The sequence below is a fragment of the Geobacillus sp. PK12 genome (genome assembly GCF_004123125.1).
Classification (GTDB): domain Bacteria; phylum Bacillota; class Bacilli; order Bacillales; family Anoxybacillaceae; genus Geobacillus; species Geobacillus zalihae.
The window spans coordinates 1-12,795 of sequence record NZ_SDKL01000086.1 but is presented as its reverse complement, the minus strand read 5'-3'; the positions used below and the strand labels follow the sequence as shown (position 1 = coordinate 12,795).

Sequence of the window (12,795 nt, the reverse complement as noted above, 5' to 3'; positions counted from 1 at the left end):
CCGAGAGAATCGGTAACGATGCAGGCATGACCTGCGTCGTTGGGCAGTCGTCAACCTGCCCCTGATGCAACCCCAAGTCAAGGAAGGAGGACAGAGTCCGCTCGCACTTCTGGGGAGTTGCAAGCCCCCACTTCAAGCGTTAGCGAAGTGGGGGTAGTTGACAGACGATGCATAGTCTGAAAAGGCTGTCGCTTCGCTTTCCGCTGCTGGTGATCGAGGTGCCAGTTGCTCAATGAAAAGAGTTGACGTATGATGGAGTCAAAAACAGCGGCATATGTCTGAAGAGAGGAAAGAAGGCAGCGTCAAAAGTTCTATGAAAACTCCACACGAGCCATCCCGTTGGGAATCGTAGGGCATTCTCAGAGCCAGATTCGCCCTTGACCAATACCCGCCAAAGGAAAGAAAGGGAGGGGAGAGAAGATGAAACCGGTTCGTTTGCGCGGTCATCATTTGCTTTGTGTGCACGGATTTCGCGGCATGGGCTACAGCCCGTCGTTCGTGGAAAAAATGTGGGAGATCGTGGCCCGCATTCGCGATGAACACGACGATTTCCCGATTGAAGTCGTCGCGGCGCTCGATGAGGCGTGCCTCGCCTGCCCGCATCATGGGGAGACAACGTGTGAAGCCGGCCCAAATTCCGATGCCCACGTCCGTTCACTTGACGGAAACGTCATTCGCCATTTAGGCTTGGAGCCAGGCAACGTGTATTGGAAGTCCGAACTGATTCGGCGGACGGCGGAACGGGTCAAGCCGGATGATTTGGACGAGTTATGCCGCGACTGCTCGTGGCTGCCGTACGGCGTCTGCAAAGAAGGAATCGCCAACGTCCGCCGCGGCAATGTGGCGCAAACGTGAGAAGTGATTTGCGGAAAAAGAATCGAAGGACGATGGGAACACGGCGCTGCGCTGAGCCGTCATTCGTTTGTCAAGGCGGGGGGCCTGTTGCAGCGGCATCTGTATATATAGATGCAACGAAGAAGTTTAACATATCCTTGACGGAAAAGCGGTTTGTCCATTTTCGACTGTCGAGGGCAAGCCTGTAGCTTGGAAGACCGAACAACCATCCGCTTCACAGACCCATACTGGGGCTGAAAGCGGCGTTGTTCGGTCGCTCGACAGTCGATCCAATGCTCGGTAAAAGCGGCAAATGGTAAAGCTTCAAATGGCATCTATATGTTTTGAAAAGAGTCATGGCCGGCGATGGCGGTGTTTTGGGACGTTGGCGGAAATTTCTAAAAAATGAATAGTTCCATGGGCGGAAAAATGTGATATGATAAACAATTATAGAGACTTTCGACAGAAAGGGTCATGAACGATGAAAGTAGCCAAATTCGGTGGAAGTTCGGTGGCGAGCGCTGCACAATTCCGTAAAGTGGCCGACATCGTCAGCTCGGATATCGAGCGCCGCATCGTCGTCGTGTCGGCGCCGGGGAAACGGTACAAGGACGATGTGAAAGTGACCGATATGCTCATCCAGCTGGCCGAACAAGTTGTGGCTGGCGAGCCGCATGGGGAAACAATGGAAGCGATCGTGAAGCGGTATGCGGACATCGCCAATGAGCTGGGGCTGGAAGCCGACGGCTTTTTGGCCGAGCTTGTCGATGACTTGCAGTCGAAAATCAGCGCCTATCGAAGCGAGCCGCCTCGGTTGTTTGACGCCATGAAAGCGAGCGGCGAAGACCATAACGCAAAGCTCATGGCGCTCTATCTGCAAGATCGCGGGCTTGAGGCGAGCTACGTCAGCCCGCTTGAAGCCGGCATTATCGTCACCGATGAGCCGGGCAACGCCCAAGTGCTGCCGGAGTCGTATGACAAACTGAAGCAGCTGCGCGAACGGCGTGGCGTTTTGGTCATCCCAGGATTTTTCGGCTATTCCCGATCGGGCCATATCGTCACGTTCCCGCGCGGCGGGTCGGATATTACGGGCTCGATCGTCGCCGCGGGCGTCAAAGCGGACGTGTACGAAAACTTTACCGACGTCGATTCGATTTATTGCGTCAACCCGTCGATCGTCGCCGATGCCCGCAAGCTGAAAGAAATCACGTACCGCGAGATGCGTGAGCTGTCGTATTCCGGATTTTCCGTCTTTCATGACGAGGCGCTCGAGCCGGTCTATCGCGCCGGCATTCCCGTTTGCGTAAAAAACACAAACAACCCGGCCGCTCCAGGCACGTGGATCGTCGCCAAGCGCAACCACATCGAGGAACCGGTTGCCGGCATTGCGAGCGACACTGGCTTTTGCAGCATCAACATCAGCAAATACTTAATGAACCGTGAGATTGGCTTTGGCCGGCGTGTGCTGCAAATTTTAGAAGACGAAGGCATCTCCTACGAACATACGCCGTCCGGCATCGACAACATGTCGATCATTTTGCGGGCAGATCAACTCGTGGATGGAAAAGATGAGCGCATCCTCGCCCGCATCCGCGAGGAGCTTGCCGTCGATGAGGTGACGATTGAGTACGGCTTGGCGCTCATTATGGTCGTCGGCGAAGGAATGGAAAAAACGATCGGGATGGCGGCGAAAGCCACGACTGCGCTCGCCAACGCCAACATCAACTTGGAGATGATCAACCAAGGTTCGTCCGAAGTGAGCATGATGTTCGGCGTCAAAGAAGAAGTCGTCAACGAGGCGGTTCGCGCCTTGTACAACGCCTACTTCCAACAGGCAACCGTAAGCCACCTTTCCTAACGCGAAACAGGCGTCCGAAACTCGGGCGCCTGTTCTTATGTACCGAGAAGCCCCCGCTTTCACGCGATCAGCCGAAGGGGGGAATGAATCAGCGTCTTCCATCATGGATGTCCCCCAACGCCGCTCAAAATATCTTGAAAGAAGGACTTCGTTGGAACAGCCAAGTCACAGGGACAGACGGGGATGGTCTGGCTGGCAGTCTGCCTTATGGCAGGTGTCCCCGAGAATCTCCCATCTCTAAGCGTTTGCGTAGGTGGGAGAACGTTCAAGCGCTCTAGGCCGAGCTTTCTTCTTTTTTCGCTCGTTGGCGTACATAAGAGCGGCATGTTCGGAAAATACTACCAATGTACGTCAAAGAAAGCGGAAGGGAGGAAGAACGAATGCGGCAATGGCTAGGAATGGCTGTGCTTGTCGCCGTTTTCGCTTCGTTTCCGGCTGGGGCGGCGGCCATCAGCCGAAGCGAGCTGGAGCAGTACGCTGAGAGCGTCGGCTGGACGGTGAGCGACTTGTTGGACTATTTAGATCGATACGGCTTGACAGCCGCCGATTTTCGCACCATGGATGAACTGAAACAATGGCTCGGCACGCCCATCACCGACGAGCGGCTTCATGCCGTTCTGCGCCGGCACGGGCTGACGGTCGAGGAGCTCGAGGCGCTGCTTGGCCAGTTTGGCGAAACGGTGCAAGACTACACATTTGTCGAAGACTTAGACCGGGCCATCCGTTTTTACTCGCAGCACAACGCCGCCATGCAGCAAATCAACGACTTGCTTGGGGTGCTCGGGATGACGGAACAAGAAGTGCGCGCCTTCACCCGCCATATCGCCTCGCTTGACGACCCGCAGGTAGCTGGGCGGCTGGCGGCGCTTCGTGAGCGGCTGCGCCCGTTTGCGGAGATGGAAGGGCCGTGGACGGATGAAGAGCGCCACAAACTGCGGGCGATGTGGGAAGAGGGGCTTCGCCTGCTTGAGCTTAAGGCGGACGTGCCGGACATCAAGACGGCCGGAGCGAAGCCGATCCGCATTCGCTTGTACACCCGCCAAGGCGAGAAGGTCGCCGATATCGCCATAACGCGGGAGATGCTCACATCAGGCTACATCGTCCGCGCGGGGGAGAAAGGCATTGACGCCGGGCTGCTCGCTGTCGAGATGAAAGGAAAGATGTATGGGGAAAAACTGCCGGAGACGGCGTCGCCGTATTTGGCCTATACGTTGGCCGGACTGATGCTCGCTTCCGCCGGGTTCCTTCTTTACCGGCGGGTCGGGCGGCTGAAAGGGTGAAGGAACGTGAACGGCAAGCCCGCGCGGGTTTCGTGGAAGCGCCGGGCCGCCCAATGGGCGGCGCTTTGGGCGATCGTCATCGGGGCGGCGACAGCCGGTTGGAACGGCTATTGGTACACCGTCGGTCGGATGGCGGTCAAGCGGGATGCCCCTGCGCCTTCCTCACCGCCGGCCGCAAGCCTTCCAGCGGAACGTTCGGCGCAAAAAGACGTGCCGCTTGGCGTCTACCTTGGCGAACTTGCCATTCCGAAGCTCGGGGCGGCGATTCCGGTGTATGAAGGCGTTCGCGAACAAGAATTGCGCCGAGGCGTCGGCCATTATCCGGCGAGCGATTGGCCAGGGGAAAAAGGGCATGTCGTGCTATCCGGGCACCGCGATACTGTGTTCCGCCGCTTTGGCGAGCTTGAGATCGGCGATGCGCTTATCATTCGGACGGATCGCGCCGCCATCCATTACCGCATCGTCAACATTCGCATCGTCGATGACGACGACCGGACCGTTTTGGTCGAGAAAGCGCGCCCGACGCTGACGGTGACGACGTGCTACCCGTTTCGCCTCATCGGCCGCGCTCCGAAGCGCTGCATCGTCACCGCCCGCCCGGTTCGGGTTGATGCCCTGGCGTTTCCAAGAGGATGATCCACTTGCCTGCAGGAAGGCAAACAAAAAGGCTGGAAAGTGCGCTCTCCAGCCTTTTACCTTTTCCGTTCCTGCGGCGCCTTGGCATCGATTCGCTCATGCATTTGCTGGCGAAACTCTTGAAGCAGCGCCTCGCCTTGCAGCCCTTTCTTGACAAGGCCGGCCAGCACGACTTCCGCCAAATGGGTGCGCCGCGGGATCATCAGCCCTTCCATCAAGACGCTAATGTGGCCGTTCATTTTCGTGATCGAACGGACGGCGACGAGCATGTTGGCCGGGTCGTTGCTCGTGTGGGTGATCGTCACTTGCAGTTGAAACTCTGGACGCCGCTGCAAGTTCACAAACATTGGCTCATAGTCGTCATCCAAATACGCCTCCACGAGCCAGCGGTTTTGCCCGTCTTCTTTGTTGATGATCAACCCGTCAATAAACGGGATGTCTTGGCGGTGCATGTCGTCGTCGATGACCGAGAGCCCGACAAGCTTGAACGTTTTCATCTCGTCCACCTCGTTACTGTTGTCTTATCCAAGATTATAGCACAGGCGGACGAGGGAAGAAAAACGGGATGCCGCCCCTCCTGCTGAAAAACGATCTGCATATTTTCCGTCGGATGGCAAAAACGCCATTTTGCCCCGCCATTGTCGACGAAGATTTCGCCTTTTTCGCTGAATTGTATCCATAGAGTGCGCCAAAAAATGCAAAAATCGCGATTTTACGACCCAAAACGAGATTCGTTATCATAAAGGTGCGGTGGAGGAAAGGGGGGATGCGCCAACACATGATCAACCAAGTCGTGTTGGTCGGCCGGTTGACGAAAGATCCCGAGCTTCGCTACACGGCCGAAGGGGCTGCCGTCGCGACTGTCACGCTGGCGGTGGCGAGAAATTTCCGCAACGCGGAAGGGGGGATTGACGCCGATTTCGTTCCATGCGTTTTATGGCGGAAAACAGCGGAACATACCGCCAATTATTGCCGAAAAGGATCGATGGTGGCGGTGACGGGGAGAATCCAAACGCGCCGCTACGATAAAAAAGACGGTCAACGCGTCTATGTCACCGAAGTCGTCGCGGAGTCCGTCCAATTTCTCCACTCCGGAAAGAAACCAGAATGGCCGGAGCACGTATAGTCGTTTCCCCATACATGCCTTTCAAAGCGAATCCTCAAGAGAAAGAACGTGTCCCCAAACACTCCCCAACGGATGGCGCTAGCACGTCGTTGTTAGCGCTTTTTTTCAGCATGAGGGGAGCTACATGAGCTCGGAGCACTCTTTTACGATCGTCACGATCATCGTTTCGACATGTTTTCGCTTTTTATCCGGCAGCTTCGCGAGCGCGTACACCGCTTCGCTCATCTCATGGTTATGAAGCAAGTAGTCCAACGCCGCGAGCACCGTTTCGTGCACGTCCGCCGTTCCGTACATGTCCGTCACTTCGCGCAACAGCTCGCGTTGGCGCGTTTCGCCGCCAAGCAAAAAATCGGCGCTGACGTCAAACAACTGGCAGAGCTTCTCAAGCGACTGCACATCCGGAAGCAAGCTGCCGTTTTCCCATTTGCTGATTTGCGAACGCGACACGTTCAGCTGCTCGGCCAGCTGTTCCTGTGTCCAGCGCCGTTGTTTTCGCAGTTGTTTGAGCGTCTCCCCCAAGTTTGTCATCGTTCGTCACCACGCTTTTCATCATTACTCTTTAAAGATAGAAAAGCATGGAGTCAATGGTTGTTCCTTTTTCGCTCATTTCTATCTTTGTTTCTAAATCAGAACGGATTTGTCCGTGATTTCGTCGTTCGGCATCTTTTTTGTCCAGGAAGGACATAGTACAATTAGTTAAAAATGGTAAATTACGAACCAAAAAGAGGGGGTCAAGGTGAACATCTATCTTGCCGATTTTGTCATTTGTGAACGAAACGGGGAGAAACACGCCCAAAAAATGTACCACATCTATATTAAGGAAATGAAAAATCCGTTTTCCGTGCGGCTGAAAACGATCGCCCCGGCCAGTTTCACCGATTCGCTGCGCTCGCTGAAAAACGAAGGTGGACGGATGCGTTTTGCATCGGAAGGCGAGGCGCTGTTCCGCACGATCACCTGCTCAAAGGAAGCCCAGCTCTATTTTGTATTTAAATGCACGAGCCAGCTTTACATGTTTATCGTCAAGCTCGATCTTCGCCAAAAAAAGTTTACCGTCGCCCTTTATGAATGGAACGAACCGAGGCAAAAATACATCCCGATCCGCGCAGATGAATGGCTGGCGATGGAAAAACAGCTCATTTATGAAGTGCTGCAGTCGATTTACCTTGTCGACGATCGATGCGTGTCGTATTTGTTCACGTATCCGTCGCCTCCGAAGCGAAGCATGCCCCGTTCCGGCGCATAAACTTCTTCCTTCTTCCAATAAAAAAAATCGTTTCCTTTCATGGCTTTCGTCCGTTATACTGAAAATATAGAACATTACTATTTTTGGCTGCGGGATGTCAAGCCGGCCTGAGGAACTATCCCGCATGAGGCCTCGATGAAAGATGAAAAACGAAACAGACGGCGAAGGGAGAGGGCGCATCCGTGAAACCGAATCACGTTGTTTTCGCCGCTGCCATGGCTTCTGCCTTTTTTTTCGCGCCGGACGAGAGCCAAGCGGCGGAATGGAAAAAAGGCATGAGTTCTCCTGAAATCAAACAGCTCCAGCAGCGCTTGAAAGAAAAAGGCTTTTTCACGTATCCGCAAGCGACCGGCTACTTTGGCGCCATTACCGAAGAAGCGGTCAAGGCGTTCCAACGGGCGATGAACTTGCCAGCCACCGGCATCGTCGATGACGCCACCTACGCGAAGCTCAAAAGCGCGCCTGCGTCAAACGACACGCTCGCCATCGGTTCCCGCGGCGCGGCCGTCCGCGATTTGCAACGCCGGCTGAAACAGCTCGGCTATTTTCGCTATCCGCAAATCACCGGCTACTATGGCGCGGTGACGGCCGATGCCGTGAAGCAGTTTCAACGGGCGAACGGGCTTCCCGCCACCGGGCGGGCGGATCGGGCGACGCTTGAGCGGCTGAAGCAAAAAGAAACAAGTCAGCCGGCCACGTCATCTGACGCGCTGACGATCGGTTCGCGCGGCGACGACGTCCGCAAGCTGCAGCAACAGCTCAAACAACTCGGCTACTTTACGTATTCGGACATCACCGGCTACTATGGGGTGCTGACGGCCGACGCCATCCGCCGCTTTCAACGCGACAACGGCCTGCCAGTGACCGGCGCGGTCGACAACCAAACCGCCGCCCGCCTCGCGAGCGCAGTAAAAGCGAAAACACCCCCGCCTGCACCGATCGAGCGCGAGCGCCTGGCGGTTCGCCTCTCAATCGGCGCGCTCGGCGAAGACGTCAAGCGCATTCAGACAAAGCTGAAAGAGCTCGGCTACTTCTACACGGCCATCACCGGCTACTACGGCACTGCCACCGCCGATGCCGTCCGCCGTTTCCAACAAGCGGCCAAACTCCCAGCGACCGGCATTGTTGACGGCGAAACATACGAGCGCCTGATCGGACAAGCCCCTGCGGCGAAGCTGGACGTCATCGAACTCGTCGCCGATGCGGCTGAGCTGCTCGGAACCCCATACGTTTGGGGCGGCGATGCGCCGGAAGAGGGATTTGACTGCAGCGGCTTCATTTTCTACCTGTTCCAGCAACAAGGCGTCCCCATCCCGCGCACCGTCGCCTTGATGTGGAATGCAGGCGCATCGGTTTCCGCCCCGGAAGTCGGCGACATCGTCTTTTTCGCCACGACCACCAACGGCCCATCGCACGCCGGCATCTATATCGGCAACGGCCAGTTCATCCATAGCGGCGCTTCGACCGGCGTGACGATCAGCCGCCTCGACCAATCGTATTGGAAACAGCGGTACTTGGGGGCGAAGCGGTTATTTTAGCATGCTGGAACGACAACGATGACCAAAATGAGGAGGAAAACGAAGATGAAACATGCATCCCAAATGGCAGCCGCCATCTGCCTCGCCGCCGCCATCGCCCTCGGAGGAAATGGACAAACAGTTGACGCCGCCGTCCAATGGGGGCAAGTCCAATGGAAACAAGGCATGATCGGCAAAGTCGTCATTTTGCGCGACACGCCTCTATACCGCCTGAACGGAGCGGCATGGCAGACCGCCATGACGGTGAAACAAGGGCGCGAGTATCGCGTCTACAGCCAAAAACGGGCAGGCGGCGCCGTCTATTACAGCCTCGGCGGTGGACTGTATGCCAAACAAGGGGACGCCATCCAATACGTGCCGTTCACAAAAGACGAACTTCTCGCCCTTGTCGCCCGCTCATTGAAAGGGCAATACATTCTTCAGGCAGGAAATGAATCCGTTCCGTTCGTCATTGAGCGGCAAAAAGGAAATCGTCTGTTCGGCTGGTACTTATACGGCCAAAATATGTCATTGCCGCTTGAAGGCCGCATCGACGGCGCCACGGTGACGCTCTCCATTTTCTTCAACGACAACGCCGAAGCGATCGCCGACTCGATCTCTTACTTAAAAGCGTACAACGTGCCGAAGGAAGAGATCGAAAAAATCGCCGAACAGCTCGCCAACAGCGGCGATTACGCAATGCAGCTGCAATTTTCCATCACGAACAGCCCGGAACAATTCGCAGGACAGTTCCGCTTTCTCGATTTGTACTTGAATGACCGCTATGACGTCGTCAAAATGACGCTTGGCCAACCGATGGACGTCACGGTGAAGAAAAACGATTGATGTTTTTGCGCAAAATGTTTGCCAACCAAAACCATCAAACTGCCAAAATATCGTTCTAAATTTCTGTTACAGGCATATTCATATCAATGTCGCCATCGATGGCAATAATTTCAAAGGCATATTCTCTAAAAAATTTGTATTTAGGACTAGAATTTAGAAGAAAAATGTATTATTATAGGAGACGTGGAGCATTGAGGAATTATGCTCAAGTGCTCAAGTGCTAGCAACAGATGCTAGGCTTTCTAATCAGCCCAGCATCTAGCCGTCAAGGATGATATTGGTTGATGTTAGCACCTTTTAGGCAATGAATCTACTAAACGGCAGCCGTTTAGGATCATTGTCTTAAAGTTTCATAAAAACGAAGGGGGATTTTGGGCTTTATGGACAAAAAGAAAGCAGTCAAACTCGCCACAGCCAGCGCTGTAGCAGCGAGCGCTTTCGTCGCAGCCAACCCGCATGCTTCCCAAGCAGCCACGGACGTTGCGACGGTCGTCAGCCAAGCGAAAGCGCAAATGAAGCAAGCGTACTATACGTACAGCCACACGGTAACGGAAACGGGCAAACTCCCGAACATCAGCGACGTATATGCCGCCTACAACAAAGCGAAACAAGCGTATGCAAACGCGGTTGCTGTCGTGAACAAAGCCGGCGGCGCGAAGAAAGACGCGTATTTGGCTGACTTGCAAGCTACATACGAAACGTATGTATTCAAAGCCAATCCGAAATCGGGCGAAGCGCGCGTGGCTACGTACATCGACGCTTACAACTACGCAGTCAAGCTTGACGGTCTGCGTCAAGATCTGGCGAAAGCTGTCGAAGCAAAAGACTTGAAAAAGGCAGAAGAGCTCTACCACAAAATTTCGTACGAGCTCAAAACGCGCACGGTCATTCTCGACCGCGTCTACGGCCAATCGACGCGCGAACTGCTTCGCTCGCAATTCAAAGCCGAAGCGCAAAAACTGCGCGACAGCTTGATCTACGACATCACCGTTGCCATGAAAGCGCGTGAAGCGCAAGACGCTGTCAAAGCCGGCAACTTGGACAAAGCGAAAGCCGCGCTTGACCAAGTCAACCAATATGTATCGAAAGTAACCGATGCGTTCAAAGCTGAACTGCAAAAAGCAGCACAAGACGCCAATGCGGCGTATGAAGCGGCGTTGACGCCGAAGGTTGAGAGTGTAAGTGCGATTAACTCTAAAGAATTAGTTGTTAAGTTTAATAAAGCTATTGATAAGTCAACAGTTATTGCTGATCCTGCTAATGGTACAGTAACAACAGCTATTACTGTTAGCCGTACAGTAACCGATAGTAACAATCCTAACAAAAACGTAACGAGTGTTAAAGGATTGTTAAGCGAAGACGGAAAAACTTTGACACTAACAGCAGCAGGTGGAACTTACTTTGATGGAAACTATACGTTAACTATTGCTGATTCAGTAAAATCTACTGATGGAAAAACTTTAACTGCTTACGCAGGTACATTTACTGCGAAAGATACAGTTGCTCCATCTGTAACAGGTGTTACTTTTAATACAGTTACAGGCAACATCGAGGTTACTTTCTCAGAGCCGTTAGTTGCTAAACCTGAGGTGGTTCGTGTTAACGGTCAACCTATCGTTGCTACAGATATAACCTTAAGTGGAGACGCCAAAAAGATTACTTTTGCTAAGCCATCATTTGTAGCAGCTGGGTCTTCCGCTGAGGTTTATGTAGCAGGTGCACAAGATGCAGCAGGAAATTTGTTAACACCATTCACTGGCTCAGTTACTATTACAAATGACGCTTCTGCACTGCAAGTAACATCTATTACGCAAATTAGCTCTAATAAATTGAAAGTAGTATTCAATAAATCTATTGCGAGCGACAATACTGTTATTGATGGTGCTCTGAGTGTGATTATCGACGGCAGAACAGTAGGTGCAAACGATGTAACAGCTGCTCTTGATACAACTGATACTGCTAAAAAAACTGTTATTGTAACATTCAGCGGTTCATATGTTGCACCTAACTACTTCTATGGCAACACGGCATCAAAAACTGTAACGTTAGTATTTGCTGATAACGTAATTACAGATGTATTCGGCAAAAAGCTTGCTGCTACAACTCAAAGTGTTACAATGACTAAAGATGTTACTGGTCCTAAATTTGTATCCGCGAAAGTTGGAACAACAAACGGAACTATTGAAGTAACTTTAGATGAGGAAATTGGATCTGTAGATGCTAGCAAGATCACTGTACGTAAAGATGGTGTGGCATTAAGCCAACCAGTAACAGCAGCTAAGAAAGGTTCGTCTAACGGTGATGAAAAAGTATTAGTAATTACGCTTAACAATGCTGATTTGTCTAGTGGCCAATTAGTCGCTGGCACTTATTCAGTTCGTTTGGATGTAGGTGCTGTTCAAGACGTTCATACTAATAAAAACGATGTGATTACTACATCTGTAACTAAAGATGCGGCTACGGCAGATTTGACAGCTACTATTGCTAACCAAGTAGTTTCTGGTACTCCAGTTCCTAACGTTTTTGAAGTAACATTTAATCAAGATGTAACTGCTGCTACAGCATTAAATCCTGCTAATTACACATTGGATGGAGCCGTTTTACCAAGCGGAACCGATATCTATTTCAAAAATGGAGCTCCGAACAGAACGGTAGTTATCGTATTGCCAGACAACTCAGTCAACATTGGTTCAGCTACTACACCGGCAAATGCTGTACTGGCTGTTAAAAATGTTCAAACTTCAGCTGGTAAAACAGTTGTTGCTACATCTGGAATTGTAAAAGTAAAAGATAACACACCAGCTACGTTACAAAGCGCAACATTAATTGCAAATAACGTTCTAAAACTTACTTTCAATGAAAATATTAGTGCAACATTTGATAATGTTGCTGACATCTTAGATGACATTCAAATTTCTAACGGTACTAGTGTATTTACAGCAGGAGATGCTGGAGCAACTGTATCTGTATCTGGAAAAGATTTGGTTATTACTATCACTCCAGGAACATCTAACTGGTCTGCGGTAACCTCTGCATCTACAGTAACGGTTAAGACCCTTAGCAATGGTGATGGAGATATTACAGATGTGAACGGTGTGAAAGTTAAAGGCGATGTTTCTGTAACATTGTCGAAATAATATTCTTTTTGCTCTAAAAGGTGTCCCAAAAACAACGGGACACCTTTTCTTGTACGCCCGGCATGGGTACGACGCTATAGGGTAAAAGTCCCGAACGGGGGCCAGCGAGCGCCTGCCGTTAGCTGAAGGCAAGGGATTCATCGCGAGGTGGAATCTGAAGGAAGCTGGAGGCAAACACTCGACCTGAGGTTCCTCTGTTGACAACAACGATTTAACGAATGGTTCATCACCAAAAGTTGTACTTGCACCTGTCATGAAAGTATGTTAGCTGTTTCTAGCCGAACCCGCAATGCAAAACGCTGGATATTTCTGTAT

11 protein-coding genes are annotated in these 12,795 nt (G+C 52.2%); 9 read left to right on the top strand and 2 right to left on the bottom strand.

Annotation, left to right across the window (positions count from 1 at the left end):
• Positions 1-420 precede the first annotated feature (420 nt).
• From ETR37_RS17795 to ETR37_RS17780, 4 genes are all read left to right on the top strand, one after another.
• Positions 421-855, top strand: coding sequence for a DUF1284 domain-containing protein (locus tag ETR37_RS17795; protein ID WP_011232666.1), 435 nt, complete (start codon positions 421-423; stop codon positions 853-855).
• A 460-nt stretch (positions 856-1,315) separates the two neighbouring features.
• A complete protein-coding gene (locus tag ETR37_RS17790) occupies positions 1,316-2,692 on the top strand; it encodes an aspartate kinase (protein ID WP_129447614.1) in 1,377 nt (458 codons plus the stop codon).
• Positions 2,693-3,072: 380 nt separating this feature from the next.
• A complete protein-coding gene (locus tag ETR37_RS17785; protein WP_129447613.1) occupies positions 3,073-3,972 on the top strand; it encodes a processed acidic surface protein in 900 nt (299 codons plus the stop codon).
• A gap of 6 nt (positions 3,973-3,978) precedes the next feature.
• Positions 3,979-4,608: a class D sortase gene (locus ETR37_RS17780; RefSeq protein WP_129447612.1), complete on the top strand. Its 630-nt coding sequence runs from the start codon at positions 3,979-3,981 to the stop codon at positions 4,606-4,608.
• Positions 4,609-4,664: 56 nt separating this feature from the next.
• Here ETR37_RS17780 and ETR37_RS17775 read toward each other — a convergent pair whose 3' ends face one another.
• On the bottom strand, positions 4,665-5,105 hold the full coding sequence (locus tag ETR37_RS17775) for a YwpF-like family protein (RefSeq protein ID WP_021322699.1): 441 nt from the start codon (positions 5,103-5,105) through the stop codon (positions 4,665-4,667).
• 269 nt (positions 5,106-5,374) lie between these two features.
• Here ETR37_RS17775 and ssb point away from each other — a divergent pair, with 269 nt between their 5' ends.
• Positions 5,375-5,734, top strand: coding sequence for a single-stranded DNA-binding protein (gene ssb, locus ETR37_RS17770; RefSeq protein ID WP_011232661.1), 360 nt, complete (start codon positions 5,375-5,377; stop codon positions 5,732-5,734).
• Between the two features lie 120 nt (positions 5,735-5,854).
• Here ssb and ETR37_RS17765 read toward each other — a convergent pair whose 3' ends face one another.
• Positions 5,855-6,262: a helix-turn-helix domain-containing protein gene (locus ETR37_RS17765; protein WP_129447611.1), complete on the bottom strand. Its 408-nt coding sequence runs from the start codon at positions 6,260-6,262 to the stop codon at positions 5,855-5,857.
• A 208-nt stretch (positions 6,263-6,470) separates the two neighbouring features.
• Here ETR37_RS17765 and ETR37_RS17760 point away from each other — a divergent pair, with 208 nt between their 5' ends.
• From ETR37_RS17760 to ETR37_RS19925, 4 genes are all read left to right on the top strand, one after another.
• The gene (locus tag ETR37_RS17760; RefSeq protein WP_011232659.1) at positions 6,471-6,980 is read left to right on the top strand and encodes a hypothetical protein; all 510 of its coding nucleotides are present in this window, start codon (positions 6,471-6,473) and stop codon (positions 6,978-6,980) included.
• 182 nt (positions 6,981-7,162) lie between these two features.
• Positions 7,163-8,518, top strand: a complete 1,356-nt coding sequence (locus tag ETR37_RS17755; RefSeq protein ID WP_129447610.1) for a C40 family peptidase — start codon at positions 7,163-7,165, stop codon at positions 8,516-8,518.
• Positions 8,519-8,563: 45 nt separating this feature from the next.
• Positions 8,564-9,343, top strand: coding sequence for a hypothetical protein (locus tag ETR37_RS17750; protein ID WP_011232657.1), 780 nt, complete (start codon positions 8,564-8,566; stop codon positions 9,341-9,343).
• A gap of 380 nt (positions 9,344-9,723) precedes the next feature.
• Positions 9,724-12,480 carry a hypothetical protein gene (locus ETR37_RS19925; RefSeq protein ID WP_240673921.1) on the top strand — a complete coding sequence of 919 codons (2,757 nt, stop codon included), beginning with the start codon at positions 9,724-9,726 and terminating at the stop codon, positions 12,478-12,480.
• The last annotated feature ends 315 nt before the right edge of the window (positions 12,481-12,795 follow it).

What these genes read in the sequence shown, in the direction of transcription:
- ETR37_RS17795 (WP_011232666.1), top strand. Translation starts at nt 421, where the DNA reads ATGAAACCGGTTCGTTTGCGCGGTCATCATTTGCTTTGTGTGCACGGA.
- ETR37_RS17790 (WP_129447614.1), top strand. Translation starts at nt 1,316, where the DNA reads ATGAAAGTAGCCAAATTCGGTGGAAGTTCGGTGGCGAGCGCTGCACAA.
- ETR37_RS17785 (WP_129447613.1), top strand. Translation starts at nt 3,073, where the DNA reads ATGCGGCAATGGCTAGGAATGGCTGTGCTTGTCGCCGTTTTCGCTTCG.
- ETR37_RS17775 (WP_021322699.1), bottom strand. Translation starts at nt 5,105, where the DNA reads ATGAAAACGTTCAAGCTTGTCGGGCTCTCGGTCATCGACGACGACATG.
- ssb (WP_011232661.1), top strand. Translation starts at nt 5,375, where the DNA reads ATGCGCCAACACATGATCAACCAAGTCGTGTTGGTCGGCCGGTTGACG.
- ETR37_RS17765 (WP_129447611.1), bottom strand. Translation starts at nt 6,262, where the DNA reads ATGACAAACTTGGGGGAGACGCTCAAACAACTGCGAAAACAACGGCGC.
- ETR37_RS17750 (WP_011232657.1), top strand. Translation starts at nt 8,564, where the DNA reads ATGAAACATGCATCCCAAATGGCAGCCGCCATCTGCCTCGCCGCCGCC.
- ETR37_RS19925 (WP_240673921.1), top strand. Translation starts at nt 9,724, where the DNA reads ATGGACAAAAAGAAAGCAGTCAAACTCGCCACAGCCAGCGCTGTAGCA.